This window comes from Nakamurella sp. GG22 (assembly GCF_052976845.2).
The window spans coordinates 201,807-220,813 of sequence record NZ_JBRIIO020000004.1 but is presented as its reverse complement, the minus strand read 5'-3'; the positions used below and the strand labels follow the sequence as shown (position 1 = coordinate 220,813).

Genomic DNA, 19,007 nt, shown 5'->3' with positions numbered 1-19,007 from the left:
CTACCGTGCGGTGGCACATGGTGTGCGCCTGACTGGTGATCGGGGTGCAAATGCCCTAGTGGTCCGGATCGTTCCTCGTTCACGGTCACTTCGTGTCAGCGGATCGGCCGACTCCTAGGAGTCCCTAATCCGCCTTGTTGGGCACCTGAGTCCGGTGCCGTCCGCGAGCTGCCACGGCCGGCGTCCGCCCTGATCTTCCGTTCCGCGACAGACGCAACAGCGGCTGCTCGACGAACCGGTAGGCCAGCAAGGAACCGATGAGCACCGCGCCGATCGCGAGCGCAAGCCCCACAGCATGCGCGACGGGGTTGTCAGGCAGCCGGATCAGCAGGAAGCGCCCGAGTCCGGCAAGGATCAAGACGTGCCACAGATACATCGAGTAAGACGCGTCCCCCAACTTCTGCAACCAGCGTGGGGCCACGTAACCGCCCCGTGCCTCCAACCCGACCATGCCGTAGACGAACACTGCGATGAGGGCACCTGCCGGAACGACGCGGTACCAATCTCCCGGAAAGTTGTCGCCACCGATCCAGACGGCCAGTCCGAGCGACAATCCGCCGACGATGGCAGCTGCGGTCGGGAACAGGAACCTGCCGCTCACGACCAGCCATCCGACGACAGCACCGAAGAGGAACTCCAAGCAGATCGGAGCACTGATCAGGCCGAGCCACGGATTGACAGAGTCAGCGAGCACGACCGCGAGCGTCGCGGTCAACATGCCCCAAGCAATCAGCAGCGGAAGTCGGAGCCGCGCCGGCGCCAGCAAAGTCAGGGCGAAGACGAGGTAGAAGTACAACTCGAAGGTCAAGGTCCAGCCGACGAGGAGCAACGGAAGTCCCGATTGCGGCAGGAGCAGCAACGACTCGAAGATCCGCGGCGCGTGCTCCTGCGAGGAATTGACCATTGACGGCGCAATCAGGAACAGCATCAAAGCGGGCAACGTCGCCACCCAGTAGGCGGGGTAGATCCGGGTTGCACGACGGACGAGGAACCGACGGCTGCCCGCAGCACCGGCCGCGAGCCTGGAAGTGGTGACGAACATGATGAGACCGCTGATCACAAAGAAGAGGTCGACGCCGGCGTTTCCCGGTCGGTCGAATGCCGTTAACCATCGATGCTCGCCCTGTAACCAGCTGTTCTCGATTCCGTCTGGATCACCGATGTGTGCCAGGACCACTGCCAGCGCGGCCACCGCGCGCAGCGCCTGAACGTTCTGGAGCTTCACCGATACGGCTGTCACTCGTCACCCTCGTCATCTCGGCGTCGCAGTCGTGATCTCACGAAGGGGTGAGGGTGGGTTCACCGTCGTCACCCTGGGTCATCCAAACTGGGCGGAAGTGTAGGTCAAAGTCGGGGCGCACTGCTGATAGGCCCCCTCCTCACGCCGCGCAACAGCCGGACTGGTCTCAGGGCTGGGTCCGATACGCTGCTGCGCCGGGCAGCCAGTCGGAGGAGCGATCGATGAGTGCATCATTCTTAATGACCAATCGCCCGGTGCGTGGATCGTTGCCTGAGGACCTGCGGCACATGGTCGGCGTATCGGAGGGGCAACGCGGAGGGCTGCTGCGCACGGTAACCAAGGCGATCCTGTACCCGAGGGTCAGGGCAGTCATCTTTTTCCGCATCAGCCAGGTCCTCGCACGCCGACGACTGCTCGCAGCGGCCTACCTGATCCAGGGACGCGCCATCAGGGCGGCTGGGACGGAGCTCAGTCCGCTGGCCAGCATCGGTCCAGGGCTATGCCTGATGCACAGCGTCGGGATTGTGGTGGGACCCCAGGTGACTGTCGGCCGCAACCTCCGGATGTACCACGGCGTGACCCTGGGAGACGGTGCGCGCCCGGGCCAGCCGCAGATCGGGAACGACGTGGTCATCGGCGCGGGTGCCGCGGTCTTGGGCGGCGTGCATATCGGTGATCGGGTCATCATCGGTGCTGGTGCCGTTGTCACGCATGATGTGCCGGCAGACAGCGTCGCCACTGGATCTCCGGCCGTCAGCCGCCCACGATCAGAGCGACACGCTACATACATTCGGCAATCTGATTGAGCCGTGGGAGCGCGGAGCGACCCGCGCGACAGTTGAAAAGCCTGATCCAGGCTCTACCTGAAGCATGATTCGTTTGCTTCAGTCAACGATAGGTATCTCGGCGGGGACACCGCAGGTGCATCAGACGAACTACTGTCAGATGGTCGATGACTCTTCGTAGTCGCCCAAATACTCTGAGTTATAGGAGTCGACGTCCGACTCCACGTCTCAGAGAGAAGTGTCGCCATGGGCGTTCCGCGTATCACAGGCAGTCCCAATCTCGAGACCGATTTCCCACCGCATCGAGCACAAGTTAATCTGAACAACAACGGCCATTCTCGAAACCGTCGACCGAGTTTTCTGGTGTACGTCGGAAAAGTTGCAATACGACGATACTTTGTCTTCCTGATTACTTCGGCACTCCTTGTCGGTCTGTCCATCGTTGCAGAAAGTCCCATCGCTGCAGGAGCGGTCGTGCCTACTTCCGTTGACGACAAGGTGACCTCCGGGACGAATTACTTCTCCTACACGGGGTCGTCGTGGACTAATTGCGGTGGTTGCAACGCAACCGCCTATCAGAACAGCTTCCACTACGGATATACCACCGGAGACAAGGTCGTCTTCACCTTCTACGGATCTCAGGCCAGAATCCACGGCTACAAAGAACGACCCGGCGGAATAGCCGCGTTCTCGATCGACGGTCGAGTCGCAGCCGACGTCGATTATTACGCAAACACTCAGGCCCTCACCAGCGTCTTCGCCACCCCCGTACTACCCGTCGGCCGTCACACCGTCACCATTACCGTCACGGGACGGAAAACAGCCGGATCCTCAACCACGATCAACGTCGACCGTGCTGAGGTTTACACCACTTCCCCTACAGTCACCAGCAATTCCAGCGCGACGAATACCGCATCGCCCACGATCACGACACCGCCAACCACCACCTCGGCCACGCCCAGCATCGTGGTACCAACTGCAGTCGACGACAAGGTGACATCGGGAACCAACTCATTCTCGTACACGGGGTTATCGTGGACCAATTGCGGTGGCTGCAACGCAACCGCTTACCAGAACAGCTTCCACTACGGATACACCACCGGAGACAAAGCCGTTTTCACGTTCTACGGATCTCAGGCCAGAATCCACGGCTACAAAGAACTGGCGGGCGGTATAGCAGCCGTCTCCGTTGACGGTCGCGCGACGACCGACATCGACTATTACGCAGGTACCCAGACGCCCGCCACCATCTTCACGTCCCCTGTACTCCCTGTCGGCCGACACTCCATCTCCATCACCGTGACCGGACGCAAGTCAGCCGGCTTGTCACCAACGATCAACATCGACCGGGCCGAGGTCTACACCGCCCCGGTCGCCGCGACTACCGGCAACCCCACCACCACCCCGCCACCGATCACCACGACGCCATCTACGCCGCAGGGAACCTGGCTTTCGGGAGCAGGTGGGCAAGGGGACCTGATTGCCAACGGGTCTTTCGGGCAGTGGCGAGGTGATCCCCTTGACATAGTTACCACTTGGTCGGAAAACACAGCGGACAACGCAAGGAACATGTGGCAGTTCACTGCATCCAACGGTGAGCTTCGCACTTGGAACGGTGACGTTGACCTGGCAATAGGCGCCATCTGGGCCGGCAACTCCTGGGCGCAAGCCGCCTCAGGCGGTATGGACTCGACCTGGTCCGCCGTCTTGAATACCGGTAAGCGAGTCATGACCGGCAATCGGGCTGACAACACGATGTATATCCGATTCGCCCATGAAATGAACGGAAATTGGTACAGTCATTCGGTCGCGGCCGGTGACGTCGCCAACTTCAGGCTGGCATGGATCAGATTCTACAATTTGAAACAGGCCATCTTTCCGCAGGCGAAGTTGGTATTCGGGACCAATGGTGACACGTCCGGGCAGTCCTACGATTGGCGGACCCTGTGGCCCGGAGACAAGTATGTGGATGTCTACTCCACGGACTGGTACTCGAATCATTGGAAGAGGTCCGGCAACTCGACGGGCATCAAAGCCGATGGGTACGGAGCACCGGTGGGTTTGGAGTCTCACCGAAAGTTCGCTCAGGACCATGGCGTACCGATGGGCATATCGGAATGGGGAATCAACTGGAACGAGACGGGTGACGCGCCGGCCTACATACAGCAGATGCACGACTTCTTTGTCGCGCACGCAGGGTCCGGTCCCGGGAACATTCGATATGAGAACGTTTTCAACAACATCCAAGGCAACCATCAGTTCGATCTATTTCCTGTCAGTGGATCAAAGAGTCCGAAGTCTGCTGAGAAGTACTCCCAGCTGTGGTGAGGAGATCTCCTGATTCGCCAACATCCGCCCGGCTGTCGATGCAACCCGTCGGGTATACCCCGGTTTCAGGCTCATACAGGGGCAAGTGAGAGCGCAATACCGTCGAGGATGTCGTGCTCGGACACGGTGATCTCGGTGAGACCGGTGCGCTCGGCCACCAACCGGACCAGGGTGGACAGGATGAGTGCGCCGCCACCGATCACGTCCACCCGCCCGGGGTGCATGTAGCCGAGCGCCGCCCGGTGCGACCGGTTGGCGCCGAGCAGGAAATCCGCCACCTTGTGCACCTGCTCCGCCGGTATGCGGGAGAGGTGGATGCGAGCTGGATCGTAGGACGGCAGTTTCAGGGCCGCGGCCGCAACGGTGGTTGCGGTTCCCGAGACCGGCACCAGGCAGCGCACCGTGCGGACCGGCAGTTGATCGAGACCATCGGACAACGCTGTCCGCGCCCAACGGGCAGCCTCGGCGCGCTGCTGCGGGGTGGGCGGGTCCGACCCCAGGACGCGCTCGGTGATCCGCACACAGCCGATGTCCAGGCTCACCGACCCGGTGATCCGGCTGCCCGAGGCTGACCGGGTGCCCACGATCATCTCCGTGGAGCCGCCACCGATGTCGACCACCAGGAAGGATCCGCTGCGGGTATCCAGCTCCCCGACCGCGCCGGCGAATGAGAACTCAGCTTCTTCGCCGCCGCTGATCACCTCGGGCGGCTGGCCCAGCGTGGAGGTCACCATGTCGGTGAAGTCGGCCCGGTTCGCCGCGTCACGCGTCGCGGAGGTGGCCACCATCCGGGTCCGGACAACACCCGAGGCACGGATCACCGCCGCGTAGTCGGCCAGCGCCCGCCAGGTCCGGTCGATGGCATGGGTGGACAGCAGGCCCGTGGCGTCGACCCCCTCGCCAAGCCTGACCACCCGCATCTCGCGGTGCACGTCGACCAGTTGCGGGGTGCCGTCCACGTCGCGGACAACGTCGGCGACGAGCAGCCTGATCGAATTGGTGCCGCAGTCGATGGCCGCGACGCGCATGGGCTCGGCTGTCACGAACTGGACCGTACCCCAGCGCCTTCCGCGCAACCGGCACTGCCGGCGTCGGTGCCGGAGTCGCGGCTCAGCCGACCCAGCTCATTCCATAGAAGGTGCGGCTGAACTGCGGGTAATCGGTGTTCGTGTAAGGGGCGTAGAACCGCGTGCTCACGGTGTTCGAGGCGGTGTCGATGTCGAGGATCCGGGTGGGGTTGGTCTTGGTGGTGCTGAAGTTGCCGAGGAGCGCAACGACGGAATTACCTTGTTGCGCGGTGTCCACCCTGGCGGCGGCGTCGCCGACATGGCCGGACAGAACCAGCCTGACATTGGGGTAGGGATGCACCAACTGCTCGTAGATGTACTGCGGTGAATTGGCTCCGTACCCTCCGTTCCGCTGGAAGATCGTAGCGTTCGGTTGCAGGTACGAGTGGGTCGCAATGATGACATTGTCAGTCGGATGCGAGCGAATGACGCTCTTCGCCCATTGCACGGCCGACGCCCTGGGCCACAGTTCGACACTCAATACCAACCAGTCACGACCTCCTGCGGAAAAAGTGAGAAACGAGTTGTCGATCTTTCGTGGCTCGAACTGACCTCGCATCGCCGAGAATCTGGTCGGCGGGAAGAAGCGATTGATCGTTGATGTGTCGCGGACGGCGATCCACGGCTTCTTCCCGGGACAGGCGGAGCCACTGCCGCAGACGACGCCTGTGTCATGATTGCCGACCGCTATGGCGTACGGCATTCTGACGTCGTCCAACATCTTCATACCGGCACTGGCCCGGTGAAATTGCTCGTGGCCCGCTGAGTCCCAGTTGACCAAGTCCCCTGTTTGGATCACGAATCGCGTATCGAGGGTGCGTCTGTTCTTGACCGTCCACCGCGTCCGGTCGAGAAATCGGGGGTCGTCGTGTCTCGTCACCTCTCCTTGCGTGTCGGGGTAGACGACGATGCTGAACCTTGTATCACCGGCCGGCTCGGGCGACGGAGGCGCGGCATAAAAGGCAACTCCTTCCTGGCGCCAACCGGCGGCCGCAGCGGCTGCGCGGCTCACGTCGCCGATCGCAAACCGATGAAAGCCGGCCTTCCGGTATCGGTAGACCGGAGCCAGACAGGTGCGGGGCTTGCTGGAGACGTAGAAATTGACGCCCTGGTCCCGGTAGCCCTGTTTCTTGGCGCGGGCGATCTCGGTGGGGCTGGTCATCCAGACGAAGTTGCCGACCCGCGGAAGGTGCATTCGATGGGCGGCCACCAGGCCGGCAGCCGGCCGGGCAGCGGCCTTGAACGGCAAACCTCGATTGTCGGTGAACCCGCGGCGGGCCACACCTACGCTCTCGTTGCGCGAGCGGGTCAGCAGGGTGGCCGACGTCGAAGGATTGATCCGCTGGAAGACCGGCACTGTCATGGCGGCGCACGGCGAGCTGGCGCGCGCGACCGCGGCCACAGCTGTCTCGGAGGTGCGGAGCACTGTGAGCAGGGTGAGCACCATCACGACGGCCATCGCTGCGCTGATACGGTGCCGGACCTGCTGTCGCCATGGCTGGGTCATTGGACGGCCCTTCTGATCAGCGAACGGAACTGGTTCAGCATGATGAAATGACGGTCCGAACGACATCACGACCATGCGCGCAAGTCGATCAGCCATATGGAGGTCCATAAGGGTGAACTCGAGTCCTTGCGCCTTCGTTTCGCCTCGCGGTCGTGCGGAAGGATGACGGCACGTCGGCCTCGTCGACTGATCCATAGGTCCCGCATGAGCGTCGCCCTCTACGGCGCAGACCAGGTGCCACCTCTGGTCGGAATCGACGTCAGCGCCGCGGACCCGGCCCTCCGGGCTGGCCTGGCGGCGGCGGGCGCACCGCTGACGCCGGAACTCCGTGCCCTCGTGGTGGATGCGGGTTCGGCCGAGCTTGCTGACGCGGAACGGCTCGCGAATGCCTGTGACTTGGGTCCTGCACAGCTACGACCGCGCTGGAAACCGGGTCGACGAGGTCGAATCCCCCGCCTGGCATCTGCTGATGTCCAGGGCTGTGCGGGCAGGGCTCCAAGCGGCTGCCTAGGCACCCGACGCCGCATCGGATGCCCACCTGCTGCGCGCGGCCGGCTTCTACCTGTGGACGCACACCGTGTCCGGCCACCTGTCTGTGCCCGATCTCGCCGTCGAATCGTGGGCAGCGACGCTGACGGCGATGCGGCTCGCGTCGTTGGTCGGCGGAACCCGGCCGGACGACGCCGCACTCCTTCGCCTGGCGCTCCCGATGTCGAAGTTCTGGATCTGCAAGCGGGCGGTGCCGATGATCGCCGAAGCCCTGGAGTGTCTGGGCGGCAACGGCTATGTCGAGACCTACCCGATGGCGCGACTGCTCAGGGAGTCCCCGCTGAACAGTATCCGGGAGGGGTCCGGAACAGTGACCGCGCTGGACTGCGAAACCAGACTGAAAGGCAACGGCGATCGGGGGTTCGGCGAGTTTGCCTCGGGTGCAACAGGTCCCGCGGCACTCAGGGCCGTTGGTCGCGGACGTCACGCCCCATTCGGAGCGGACGGGATGACCGGCGACAGCCGCGCGCAGGGCGGGCCCCCGCGGAAGTAGCCCGGCAAAGCATCGACCGCACGATCACCCAGCGGATTGACTCCGCGGCCCATGGCCAGCGAGTGGGCCACCAGCACATGCAGGCACTTCACCCTGTCGGGCATGCCGCCGGCGGTGACCGGGATGCCCAGGTCGTCCAGTGCGTTCCGCATCTGCAGGTAGTGCTCGTGCGCCGACCAGTAGCGGTCGGCCAGGTCCGGATCCGCCTGCAGGTCGGCCGTCATCTCACGCATGACGCCGACCGATTCCATCCGGCTCACGGCAGCATTGAGCTCGGAACAGCAGAGGTAGAACAACGTCGGGAACGGTGTGCCGTCCGGGAGCCGGGGCGCCGTCTGGACGACCGCCGGTACGCCGTGATCGCAGCGATACGCGACGGCCAGCAGGCCGCGCGGTGGCCGACCGAGCTCTCTTGTCAGCACTTCGCGGTCGGTGCTGCTGACGGCTTCCCACTCGTCCTGCACGTCAGTGCTGCTCCTGCGCGCTTATTGCGAGCTACCTTCGGCCAGCGTCGACCAGAGGCTTCCGTACCAGGGCTCCTCGGCACCGCGTCCCGCAACGGCGGCATCGGAAGCAGCAGCGACTGCCGGTGCGTGCACCACGAAGACCGTGTCGCCGGGCGTGACGTACTGGAGCCTCCGGCGGGCCTCCGCGGCAACGTAATCCGGATCGTTGAGCGCGGTCTTGCGGGATTGCAGCTCGTCGCGCTGCTGCTCGAGGTCCTGTTGTGCTGACACGGCCTGAGCGAGCGCCGTCCGCTGCTCCAGGTAGCTGCGCAGCGGGAAAGCGACTGACAGCGCGATGGCACACAGCACCACACCCAGCACGGCCACCTGGCGGGCCAGCGTCGACTGCGGCAGCAGAGCTCGTCCCGGGAGGGACCCCATCGTGACCGTCCGGCCCGACCGCCGGGCCGCTCCTGTCGCCGATGCGGCCGGCGCGGTGGCCGGCCGGCTCGCGACCGGCCGGGATGACGCCGCCCGCGAACGCCGGCCGGCGCCGGACTGTGCAGTACGTTCCCCGGCGGCGCCGGTCCGGGAGGCGCGTGAGCCTCGCGGACCAGCCCCGGGGCGGCGCTGGGGCGGCGGTTTCATGACAGTGTCAGGACCCCACGGTGTACCGCGGGAACGCGAGCTCGCCGAGGTAGCGGGCCGCGTCACCGAGGTTCTCCTCGATGCGGAGCAGTTGGTTGTACTTCGCCACCCGCTCCGATCGGGCCGGGGCGCCGGTCTTGATCTGGCCACATCCCGTTGCGACGGCGAGATCGGCGATGGTGGTGTCCTCGGTCTCGCCCGATCGGTGGCTCATCATGCAGCGGTAGCCGGCGTTGTGAGCCAGGCTCACCGCGTCCAGCGTCTCGGAAAGGGTGCCGATCTGGTTCACCTTCACCAGCAGGGCGTTGGCGGCGCCGCGGGCGATGCCATCCTCCAGCCGTTCCGGGTTGGTGACGAACAGGTCGTCACCGACGATCTGGATCTTGTTGCCGAGCTGGGTGGTCATCGAGATCCAGCCCTCCCAGTCGTCCTCGGACAGCGGATCCTCGATCGAGACGATCGGGTAGTTGGCGATGAGATCGGTGTAGATGGCGATCATCTCGTCCGAGGTCCGGGGGCTGCCCTCGTAGCTGTAGGCGCCGTTGTTGTGGAACTCGGTGGCGGCGACATCCATCGCGAGGACCACGTCGCTGCCGAATCCGAAGCCTGCCTTGGTGATCGCATCCGAGATCAGATCCAGGGCGGCCTTGCTGGACGACGCGGCGGGTGCGAAGCCACCCTCGTCACCGAGCGCCGTCGAGAAGCCGGCCTTCTTGAGCACCGACTTGAGGGAGTGGTAGACCTCGGCTCCCCAGCGCAGCGCCTCGCGAAAGGTGGGCGCGCCGATCGGGGCGATCATGAATTCCTGGACGTCCACGCCGCTGTCCGCGTGCGCGCCGCCGTTGACGATGTTCATCATCGGGACCGGCAGGATGTGCGCGTTCGGGCCGCCGATGTAGCGGAAGAGCTCGAGTTCGGCGGACTCCGCCGCAGCCTTGGCGACCGCGAGTGAAACACCGAGGATGGCGTTCGCGCCGATACGGCCCTTGTCCGGCGTCCCGTCGAGGTCGATCAGCTTCTGATCGATGACGCGCTGTTCGATCGCGTCATATCCGATCAGTGCCGGCCCGATCTCCTCGAGCACGAACTCGACCGCCTTCAGGACGCCCTTGCCCAGGTAGCGGTCGGCGTCACCATCTCGCAGCTCGACGGCCTCGTGCTCGCCGGTGGAGGCGCCGGAGGGCACTGCGGCGCGAGCAAGTGAACCGTCGTCGAGCGCCACCTCTACCTCGACCGTGGGGTTTCCTCGGGAGTCGAGGATCTCGCGTGCACCGATCAGTTCGATGGCCGCCACAGGGCACATCCCTTCGCTTGCGGGTGGTTGGGGCTGACAGCGTGTTGCCGGCCACCGGCTCAGTCGCACGGACGAGCCGATGACGGACCAAGCCTAGAGGCGAACCCCCTGCGGCTCTCGCCGGACTCGCCAGCGCGTCGGGCCCTTCGGCCGCCGAGCGCTCACGGCAGGGCGAGAGCGCGGATCCTCGGCAGCACCTGCTCGCCGTAGAGCTCCAGGAAACGGGGCTGGTCGGTACCGGGGGCGTGGAAGACGAGATGCCGAAACCCGAGGTCGAGATATCGCTTGATCTTCTCCACGTGCTCGTCCGCGTCGTCGGAGACGATCCATCGGGAGGCGGCCTGCTCGACGGGGAGCTCATCCGCGAGCCGCTGCATCTCGATGGGGTCCTCGACGCCGCTCTTCTGTTCCGGTGTCAGGGCAAGGGCTGCCCAGTTCCTGGTGTCGTCCAGGGCGCGGGCCTTGTCCGGGTCGAAGGACACCTTCATCTCGATCAGCAGGTCGAGGTCGTCGAGTCTGCGGCCGGCCTTGCCGGCGCCCTCGGCCAGCGCGGGCAGCAGCGTCTCGGAGTACAGCGAGTCCGCCTTGCCGGAGGTGGTGATGAAGCCGTCGGCGACCCGGCCGGCAAGCCGCGTTGCCGCAGGCCCCGACGCACCGATGTAGATCGGCACGGGTACCTCTGGTCGGTCGTAGATCGTGGCCTTGTCGGTCCGGTAGTAGGTGCCGTCGAAGGTGACCCGCTCGCCCGACCACAGCTCACGGATCAGCGTGACAGCCTCCTTCAGTCGGGCGAAGCGCTCCTTGCCCTCCGGCCATTCGAGCCCCAGCGGCACCTCGTTGAGCGACTCGCCCGACCCGACGCCCAGGATCACCCGACCCGGATACATCACGCCGAGCGTGGCGAAGGCCTGCGCGATGACGGCCGGGTGGTAGCGGAAGGTGGGGGTGAGCACGGAGGTTCCCAGGAGCACCCGCTCGGTTCTGGCGCCCACCGCTCCCAGCCAGGGCAGCGCCGCGGGGGCATGGCCGCCGTCATGCCGCCAGGGTTGCAGATGGTCGGAGATGAAGACCGAATCGAAACCCGCCTGCTCCGCCTGGACGGCGAAGTCGGAAAGCTGAACAGGGCCGAACTGCTCAGCAGATGCCTTGTAGCCCAGTCGCAACGGCATGAGGTGACTCCTTCTGGTTCGCAGATCGGCGGCGCAGCCGGTGCCGGCCAGCCTAATGACCGACAGGCGGCCCCATCACCCGGTAGTCGGGGCGGTGGCCATTGCGTCCCTGACGACCGCGGCGATCGCTTCGGCCTCGATCAGGAAGCCGTCGTGCCCGTAATCGGAATGCAGGGTGATCAGCGGACGGGCTGTCGGAGCGGTCGCCAGCAGCTCGCCCTGAGCAGGCGGGAACAGGCGGTCTGAATCGACGACGGCGACCGTGAGCTCAGCTGTCATTCGGCGCAGGGCGGCATCCACACCGCCTCTGCCACGACCGATGTCGTGGGAGTTCATCGACTCGGTCAGCACCAGGTAGGAGTTCGGGTCGAACCGCCGACCGAGCTTTCGCCCGTGGTGTTCGAGGTAGGACTGAACCGCGAACCGGCCACCTGTCATCGGATCTTCGTCGCCCTGCGGGCCACGACCGAACCGGGTATCCAACTCGAGGGCCGACCGGTAGGTGGTGTGTGCGATCTGCCGGGCGAGGGCCATCCCGGCGAGAGGTGGCTCACCGTCGTAGTAGTCGCCGCCGCGGAAGTTCACGTCGGCCCGGATCGCACCGAGTTGCGGCACGCTCCAGGCGATCTGATCGCCGGTGAAGTATGGGCAGGTCGCGATGGCGATGCAACGGGCCACCCTGTCCGGATCGTGGATTGCCCATTCGAGCGCGCGCATGCCACCCATCGACCCACCCAGCACGGCGGCGAACCTGGTGATGCCGAGCAGGTCGGCGAGTGCGGCCTCGGCTACCACCTGGTCGCGCACGGTGATCTGCGGGAAACGGGATCCGTACGGCCGACCATCCGGCGCACCGGACGAGGGCCCTGTCGAGCCGCGACAGCCACCCAGCACGTTGGCTGCGATCGCGAAATGGCTGTCGGTGTCGATCGGCGCGCCCGGCCCGATCAGCCCATCCCACCAGCCGGGGGTGGGCTGATCCGGACCTTGCGGGCCGACCACATGCGCATCACCGGTGAGCGCATGCAGAACGAGCACGGCGTTGTCCCGCGCTGGATTGAGCGTCCCCCACGTCTGGAACGCCATGGTCACGTCGTCCAACCGCCGCCCGGACTCGGTGGTCAGCGGTCCGATGGACGCATACTTCCGTGCGCCCAACGGCCCGCCCCGGGCCGACCCCGAACTGTCCGGAGTCGTCGTGACCAGGGACGTGGCGGTTGAAGACGTGGCGGTTGAAGACGTGGTGGTTGGGGGCGTGGTGATCGGGGACGTGGTGACGGTCGATCTGTCTGCTGCGGCGGTCACTCTGCCTTGGCGGCCCTGAAGCCTGCCTCCAGATCGGCCAGGATGTCGTCGATGTGCTCGATCCCGATCGCCAGCCGGATCAGCCCCGGGGTCACCCCGGTGGTGAGTTGCTCCGCCGGCGACAGCTGCGCGTGGGTGGTGGACGCGGGATGGATGACCAGCGAACGGACGTCACCGATGTTGGCCAGGTTGGTGAACAACTCCAGCGCATCGGTGAACGTCTGGCCGGCCTCGACCCCGCCCTTGATCTCGAACGCGACGATCGGGCCGCCTCCGAGCGGGGCGTACTTCAGTTGATTCGCATGCCACGGGCTCGATTCCAGGCCGGGGTAGGACACCGACGCGACCTCGTCCCGTCCACTGAGCCACTGCGCGACCCTGGTCGCGTTGGCGATGTGCCGGTCGATCCGGAGCGACAGCGTCTCCACGCCTTGCGAGATCAGGAACGCGTTGAACGGCGAGATGGCCGGCCCGATGTCGCGGAGGCCCTGCAACCGGGCCTTGAAGATGAACGCCACGTTGGCCTTGAACAGACCTTCCGGGCCGAGATCGACGCCCCAGGTGAGGTTGTTGTAGCTGGGGTCGGGGGTGTTGAAGTTCGGGAACCGCTCCGCGTTGGCGACCCAGTCGAAGTTACCGGAGTCGACGATGACACCGCCGATCGCGGTGCCGTGCCCGCCGAGGTATTTGGTCGCGGAGTGGACGACGATATCGGCGCCGTGCTCGAACGGCCGGATGAGATATGGCGTGGGCACGGTGTTGTCAACGATCAGCGGCACACCTGCCTCGTGTGCGACGGCGGCGACAGCGGCGAAGTCGAGGACGTCGAGCTGCGGATTCGAGATGGACTCGCCGTAGAACGCCTTGGTGTTCGGCTGGACGGCAGCGCGCCAGGATTCGGGGCTGTCGGGATCGTCGACAAAGCTCACCGTGATCCCGAGCTTGGGCAGCGTGTAGTGGAACAGGTTGTAGGTGCCGCCGTACAGCCGCGGAGACGACACGATGTGATCGCCGGCCTCGGCGATGGTCAGGATGGCGAGCGTCTCGGCAGACTGGCCCGACGCCACCAGGAGGGCACCGACACCGCCCTCGAGCGAGTTGATCCGGTCCTCGACCACCGCCTGGGTCGGGTTCATGATCCGGGTGTAGATGTTGCCGAGCTCCTCGAGCGCGAACAGCTTGCGCCCGTGCTCGGAGGAGTCGAATGCGTAAGAGGTCGTCTGGTAGATCGGCAGGGCCCGCGCCTTTGTGGTCGGGTCGGGCGTCTGGCCGGCATGGATCTGGCGGGTCTCGAAGGACCAGTTCGGGCTCATTGATGTGCTCCTCTGAGCCGTGGACGGAGGTCCACGGATACAGGGTCCGGTGTCCGCGGACCCGCGCTTGCGGATCACCGGGTTCGGTGATCCGCCTGGTCATCACCCGGGGCACCCCACCGCGTGTGGAGGGTTGCCGTCCAGCGAGCCGGGGCTTGGTGCTGGAACTCATGACCTCGCGCGAGTGTAGCCATCAACCTCGAGCGGCGCGACGGCTCCGAAAGTCCGGTGGCGAGCCAATGACGGCCGTTGGCCGGCAGGTCAACCGGCAAGAGCCTCGGCGGGCAGGACCTGGGGAATCATCGGGAGCATCACGCCACGGTCGATCGGCGCGACATGGGTTGTGAGATCAGCCGTTTCCGCCCGGTGCAGCAGATCCGTCAAGGTGTAGGGCTCCGCGGCCTCGAGGTCGACCTGGTACCCGAGGTCTGCGAGGCTGCCGACCGTCAGCCGGCTCAAGGGGTTCCCGGCCGATCCGATGAAGCCGCTCATCAACTCCTGCCGGAAGATCGCCTCCCGCCAGTGGGACCCGCGGGTGCCGACTCCCCCGGTGTTCTCGACCGGGACAAGCCTGGGCGCCGGTACCCCCAACAGTTCGGCGTATGCCGCCATCGCGGCCGGGCCGGAGAACAGCGGGTTGTTGGTGGAAGCGCCCTCGAGCATACCCTTCTGCCGCCAGATCGAACCGACCCCCAGGACGTGGCCCATCTCGTGGGCGATCACATCGACCAGCGTTCCGGCGGCTTCCATCTGGGCGAGATCCGCGGTGTCGAACGACATCAGACCTTTGGCCGGTAGCAGCGCCGCGCTTCCCGCGGTCGCCGGTCGCAGTGCGGTCGGCCCGGCCTGGCCGAGGAGGCTGCCGGCGCCGTCGATGTCCTCGCCCTGCGCGAGAATCAGCAGGTCGTCGATGGTCTCACCGTCGACGACCACCGATGGCAGGTCGCCGACGATCATCCGGGTCCACCGATCCGCCGCGGAACTGAATGCTTGTTGCTGCTGCTCGGTCAGGCCCCCGAGGAACCGGACCTCGATCGTGAACGGTGATGCGGTATCGGCCAGTCGGCCTGCCTTGCCTGCGTCGGCGACGGCGTAGTAGCTCGTGAAGTTCGACATGGTGTCCTCCGATGCCCTTATTCCCTTTGCGCAGCAGGGGATCTGCGGGCGGGGCTGTCCGTGACCCCTATCGGGGACACATCACGATGGTGGCAGGCACGACCGACAGCCGGTCGGCGGCCCACCGCCGCAGCGGCCGGGGTCAGAAGTCGATGACCACGCCGACGATGAGCAACGCATTCAGGCTGACAATCGCCGCGGTGATCAACCAGCCGACCGCCCGCACTCCCGGACCGTTCGTCGCATCACCCATCAGGGAGCGATCGGACGTCAGCCGCAGGAGTGGGACCAACACGAAGGGCAGGCCGAAGGACAGCACTACCTGGGAGATAACCAGCACCGTCGTCGGGTCCGCCCCGATCGCCAGCACGATCAGTGCGGGGATCAGCGTGATCACCCGGCGCACCAGGAGGTGGACGCGAATGCGGATGAGTCCCTCCATGATCACGCTGCCCGCGTAACACCCCACGGACGTCGACGCGAGACCCGAGGCGAGCAGGCCGACCGCAAAAAGGGTGCCCACCGCAGGGCCGAGCGAGTCCGTCACCGCAGCATGCGCGCCCTCGATCGTGTCAACGCCCTGCTGACCCCGCAGCGCAGACGCGGCCAGGAGCAGCATGGCGATGTTCACGGTGCCGGCCAGGATCATGGCGAAGAAGACGTCGGTTCGGGTGGCACTGAGCAGGCGACGCCGAGTCGGTCCGGGTGCGACCTTCCCGAACCTGTCACGGCTCAACGCGGAATGCAGATACACCACGTGTGGCATCACGGTGGCGCCCAGCATCGCGGTCGCCAGCAGCACCGAGTCGAGCCCGTCGAATCGGGGGATCAATCCCGCTGCGACCTCCGCCGGCGAGGGCGGCGCGACGAAGAGACCGGCCAGGAAGCCGATCGCGATGATGAGCAGGAACCCGGTGATGACGCGCTCGAACGGTCGCTGACCGCGCCGGTTCTGCACCGACAGCATGGCCAGCGACACGACACCCGCGATGAAGCCGCCCAGCACCAACGGCACGTCGAACAGCAGGGCGAGAGCTATCGCGCCACCGATGACCTCCGCCAGGTCAGTGGCCATCGCGACGCCTTCGGCCTGCAGCCAATAGCTGATCCGCGCCGGCCGTCCGAGACGCTGACCGACCAGCTCGGGGAGGGAGGCGCCGGTCGCCACCCCGAGTTTCGCCGAGAGGAACTGAACGACCCCCGCCGACGCGGTCGCGACCACCAGCACCCACACCAGCAGATAGCCGTACCGCGCGCCGGCCTGCAAATTGGTGGCCACATTGCCCGGATCCACATAGGCGACCGCAGCGACGAACGCCGGGCCCAGCAGGCCCATTCGCACCACGATCCGCCGCCACCGGCTCGGTTCGAAGGCATCCGCCGGCACTGCATCGGGTTGCGCGGCGCCGGCACGGTCGGCAGGCTTCACGCCGTCCATCGTGATCCATCGAGCACCGGGTGCGCCCACCGGACCCCCTGAGATACGCGCCACCCGTCACCGGCCGCCATCCCCCGATGAGCCGGTGTCCGAAACCGGCGTCAACCGACCGGTCACCTTGACTACGCAACGCAGTTCACGGATACGTTCAGTTACAACCATGCAGAGCTGATCAGGGCGGCAAATCGCCCGGACTCCGAGAAACCCAGTCAAAGAGGGACGACGGGGCCGTAATGCAACTCAGTGTGACCACAGTCCCCTAAAGGTGCATACCAATGGGTTCTGGCGTCAATACGTCATATCGACCACAATCGTCGTAGGCCAAACGGTGGAACAACCGATCGAATGTCCTGAGTGACCTACCGGCTCTCCACAGGAGCAGGTACGGCGCAAACCCGCTCCACAGGCTGACTGAACGGCGGAAGGTGGTCAACGTGAGCGGTCCCGTCACCGCGACCTATGTGGGTCAGGTCGAACGAGATTCCACCGGCCTGCTGTGGGCCGTTCTGTATTGCGGCGAGCACGTGGTCAGCCGGGAGCAGGTCCGGTCCCTCCGCAAGGGTAAGAAGCGGGTTGCCGACCTGGTGCTGAGTGCTTCCGATGCGTTCGTCGAACTCCAGCGGTCGTCTCCGGTGCACCTCAACAGGTTCGTCGAGCAGCGGCCGCTGGTCCGGCGAAACCGCGGAGCGATGGGCGCAGCCCGCGAGCACCTGACTGCAGCGAGCGCCGAATCCGGCCGCCGGGAGCGCCTGGTCAGCCCCTGAGCATCGCCGAACGTGGCAGCATGCGTCACGTGAATGGGTTCCCCACCGCCTTACCGCTCTCCCGCACGCCCGACCCGATGGAGGCACCGCCCCTCCGTTGGGGCGTTCTTGCTCCCGGGCGGATTGCCGGCGCGTTCGCGGATGCCATGTTCCGCAACACGCGCCAGCGACTCGTCGCGGTCGGATCCCGCTCGCTGGAGCGGGCTCAACTGTTCGCCGCACGGCACGGTGCCGAACGCGCCTACTCGTCATACGAACAACTGGTCGGTGATCCCGAGGTGGACGCCGTGTACGTGGCCTCGCCGCACAGCGAGCACCGAGCGCAGGCCCTCCTGGCGATCGGGGCGGGGAAACCGGTCCTGGTGGAGAAGGCCTTCACGCGCAATGCGGGCGAAGCGTCGCAGGTCATCGCGGCCGCCCGAGCGGCGAATGTCCTGGTCATGGAGGCCATGTGGACGCGGTTCCTCCCGCAGACCGACGTCGTCAGGCAATTGTTGGCGGACGGTGCGCTCGGCACGGTCACAACGGTGCTGGCCGATCACGGCCAGTACTTCGACGTCGACCCGAAAAGCCGACTCTTCGATCCTGGATTGGCCGGCGGGGCGATGTTGGATCTCGGTGTGTACCCGGTGTCGTTCGCCTCTTTCGTTCTCGGCCGGCCCGACCACATTGACGCGACCGGCTCCCTGACGGAGACCAGTGTTGACGCACAGGTCTCCATGGTCTTGACGTCCGGAGACGCCCAGGCCTGTCTGAACACGACATTGTCCTCGAAAACGCCGACCACCGCATCGATCTCAGGCACCGCCGGCTGTATCGAGATCTCGGGCCCGTTCTACGGGCCCGCCGTTCTGACGCTCACCGCCAACGACGGTCGGCGCCTGGTGCGGCCGGAGGATCCCATCACCGGACACCACGGGCTGTGCTTCGAGGCAGCCCACCTTGCGCAGTTGGTGGCCGACGGCGCGACGGAATCGCCCCTGCTTCCACCGGCCGAGACGATCTCCGTCCTGCAGACGGTGGACGAGGTCCGGCGGCAGGTCGGCGTGCGATTCCCCGGCGAATGAACGCCGAGACTCCCGCCCATCCGAGGGAGCGAGCGTGACCGGCGATTCCTTCGATCTCCAACGGTTCGTCCGAGCCCAGGACTCCGCCGGCACGTACGCAACCGCGCTCGGGGAATTGCGTCGCGGCCGTAAGACCTCGCACTGGATGTGGTTCGTCTTCCCGCAGATTGCCGGCTTGGGGCAGAGTCCGATAGCGCGCCAGTATGCGATCTCCTCCCTGGCGGAGGCGAAGGCCTACCTGGAGCACCCCGTACTCGGCCCGCGACTCCTGGGGTCTGCGGCCGCCGTCGTTCAACACCACGACAGAACGGCGGAACAGATCCTGGGGTCCATCGACGCAATGAAGCTCAGGTCCTCGATGACGTTGTTCCTGCGCGCCGCACCGGATCAACTGGTGTTCCAACTGGTCCTCGACTGGTTCTTCAGCGGCACCGCCGACCCGGCGACCGATCGGTTGCTCGCCCGTTGATCTGACCTT

General features: G+C 65.7%; 18 protein-coding genes, 1 pseudogene and 1 riboswitch. Of the genes and pseudogenes, 8 read left to right on the top strand and 11 right to left on the bottom strand.

What is annotated here, in order from left to right; all coding sequences use genetic code 11:
- Positions 1-124 precede the first annotated feature (124 nt).
- On the bottom strand, positions 125-1,240 hold the full coding sequence (locus tag ACVBEQ_RS06855) for an acyltransferase family protein (RefSeq protein WP_447153527.1): 1,116 nt from the start codon (positions 1,238-1,240) through the stop codon (positions 125-127).
- A 221-nt stretch (positions 1,241-1,461) separates the two neighbouring features.
- Here ACVBEQ_RS06855 and ACVBEQ_RS06850 point away from each other — a divergent pair, with 221 nt between their 5' ends.
- Together ACVBEQ_RS06850 and ACVBEQ_RS06845 are read left to right on the top strand one after the other, a co-directional pair.
- Complete coding sequence (locus tag ACVBEQ_RS06850; protein ID WP_447153526.1) at positions 1,462-2,046, top strand: serine O-acetyltransferase; 585 nt, start codon at positions 1,462-1,464, stop codon at positions 2,044-2,046.
- A 225-nt stretch (positions 2,047-2,271) separates the two neighbouring features.
- Positions 2,272-4,353: a glycoside hydrolase family 26 protein gene (locus ACVBEQ_RS06845; protein ID WP_447153525.1), complete on the top strand. Its 2,082-nt coding sequence runs from the start codon at positions 2,272-2,274 to the stop codon at positions 4,351-4,353.
- 71 nt (positions 4,354-4,424) lie between these two features.
- Here ACVBEQ_RS06845 and ACVBEQ_RS06840 read toward each other — a convergent pair whose 3' ends face one another.
- Together ACVBEQ_RS06840 and ACVBEQ_RS06835 are read right to left on the bottom strand one after the other, a co-directional pair.
- Positions 4,425-5,381 (bottom strand): Ppx/GppA phosphatase family protein, encoded by a 957-nt coding sequence (locus ACVBEQ_RS06840; protein ID WP_447153608.1) that lies wholly within the window; start codon positions 5,379-5,381, stop codon positions 4,425-4,427.
- Between the two features lie 82 nt (positions 5,382-5,463).
- Positions 5,464-6,732, bottom strand: a complete 1,269-nt coding sequence (locus ACVBEQ_RS06835; protein ID WP_473163164.1) for a metallophosphoesterase — start codon at positions 6,730-6,732, stop codon at positions 5,464-5,466.
- Here ACVBEQ_RS06835 and ACVBEQ_RS06830 point away from each other — a divergent pair.
- The 3 genes and pseudogenes from ACVBEQ_RS06830 to ACVBEQ_RS06820 all read left to right on the top strand — a co-directional run.
- Positions 6,619-6,978, top strand: a complete 360-nt coding sequence (locus tag ACVBEQ_RS06830) for a hypothetical protein (RefSeq protein ID WP_473163166.1) — start codon at positions 6,619-6,621, stop codon at positions 6,976-6,978. The genes ACVBEQ_RS06835 and ACVBEQ_RS06830 overlap by 114 nt on opposite strands.
- A 292-nt stretch (positions 6,979-7,270) precedes the next feature.
- Positions 7,271-7,438 (top strand): hypothetical protein, encoded by a 168-nt coding sequence (locus ACVBEQ_RS06825; protein WP_447153523.1) that lies wholly within the window; start codon positions 7,271-7,273, stop codon positions 7,436-7,438.
- 90 nt (positions 7,439-7,528) lie between these two features.
- Positions 7,529-7,801, top strand: a pseudogene (locus tag ACVBEQ_RS06820) (acyl-CoA dehydrogenase family protein); the annotation flags it as partial.
- 98 nt (positions 7,802-7,899) lie between these two features.
- On the opposite strand, the gene ACVBEQ_RS06815 reads toward ACVBEQ_RS06820, so the two are convergent.
- The 8 genes from ACVBEQ_RS06815 to ACVBEQ_RS06780 form a co-directional block, all read right to left on the bottom strand.
- Positions 7,900-8,433: a DUF501 domain-containing protein gene (locus ACVBEQ_RS06815; protein WP_447153522.1), complete on the bottom strand. Its 534-nt coding sequence runs from the start codon at positions 8,431-8,433 to the stop codon at positions 7,900-7,902.
- Positions 8,434-8,454: 21 nt separating this feature from the next.
- Positions 8,455-8,856: an FtsB family cell division protein gene (locus ACVBEQ_RS06810; protein WP_447153521.1), complete on the bottom strand. Its 402-nt coding sequence runs from the start codon at positions 8,854-8,856 to the stop codon at positions 8,455-8,457.
- A 214-nt stretch (positions 8,857-9,070) separates the two neighbouring features.
- Complete coding sequence (gene eno, locus ACVBEQ_RS06805) at positions 9,071-10,357, bottom strand: phosphopyruvate hydratase (protein ID WP_447153520.1); 1,287 nt, start codon at positions 10,355-10,357, stop codon at positions 9,071-9,073.
- Between the two features lie 161 nt (positions 10,358-10,518).
- Complete coding sequence (fgd, locus tag ACVBEQ_RS06800) at positions 10,519-11,526, bottom strand: glucose-6-phosphate dehydrogenase (coenzyme-F420) (RefSeq protein WP_447153519.1); 1,008 nt, start codon at positions 11,524-11,526, stop codon at positions 10,519-10,521.
- A gap of 75 nt (positions 11,527-11,601) precedes the next feature.
- Positions 11,602-12,684, bottom strand: coding sequence for a homoserine O-acetyltransferase MetX (gene metX, locus ACVBEQ_RS06795; RefSeq protein ID WP_447153518.1), 1,083 nt, complete (start codon positions 12,682-12,684; stop codon positions 11,602-11,604).
- A gap of 143 nt (positions 12,685-12,827) precedes the next feature.
- Positions 12,828-14,144 carry a bifunctional o-acetylhomoserine/o-acetylserine sulfhydrylase gene (locus ACVBEQ_RS06790; protein WP_447153517.1) on the bottom strand — a complete coding sequence of 439 codons (1,317 nt, stop codon included), beginning with the start codon at positions 14,142-14,144 and terminating at the stop codon, positions 12,828-12,830.
- A gap of 58 nt (positions 14,145-14,202) precedes the next feature.
- A riboswitch (SAM riboswitch) is annotated at positions 14,203-14,320 on the bottom strand.
- Between the two features lie 85 nt (positions 14,321-14,405).
- The gene (locus tag ACVBEQ_RS06785; RefSeq protein ID WP_447153516.1) at positions 14,406-15,260 is read right to left on the bottom strand and encodes a leishmanolysin-related zinc metalloendopeptidase; all 855 of its coding nucleotides are present in this window, start codon (positions 15,258-15,260) and stop codon (positions 14,406-14,408) included.
- Between the two features lie 142 nt (positions 15,261-15,402).
- Positions 15,403-16,647 (bottom strand): Nramp family divalent metal transporter, encoded by a 1,245-nt coding sequence (locus ACVBEQ_RS06780; RefSeq protein WP_447153607.1) that lies wholly within the window; start codon positions 16,645-16,647, stop codon positions 15,403-15,405.
- Between the two features lie 485 nt (positions 16,648-17,132).
- Between ACVBEQ_RS06780 and ACVBEQ_RS06775 the strand changes: the two genes are divergently transcribed.
- The 3 genes from ACVBEQ_RS06775 (at position 17,133) to ACVBEQ_RS06765 (ending at position 18,998) form a co-directional block, all read left to right on the top strand.
- The gene (locus ACVBEQ_RS06775) at positions 17,133-17,462 is read left to right on the top strand and encodes a hypothetical protein (protein ID WP_447153515.1); all 330 of its coding nucleotides are present in this window, start codon (positions 17,133-17,135) and stop codon (positions 17,460-17,462) included.
- Between the two features lie 77 nt (positions 17,463-17,539).
- Complete coding sequence (locus ACVBEQ_RS06770; protein WP_447153606.1) at positions 17,540-18,529, top strand: Gfo/Idh/MocA family protein; 990 nt, start codon at positions 17,540-17,542, stop codon at positions 18,527-18,529.
- A 34-nt stretch (positions 18,530-18,563) separates the two neighbouring features.
- Complete coding sequence (locus ACVBEQ_RS06765) at positions 18,564-18,998, top strand: DUF1810 domain-containing protein (protein ID WP_447153514.1); 435 nt, start codon at positions 18,564-18,566, stop codon at positions 18,996-18,998.
- Positions 18,999-19,007 lie beyond the last annotated feature (9 nt).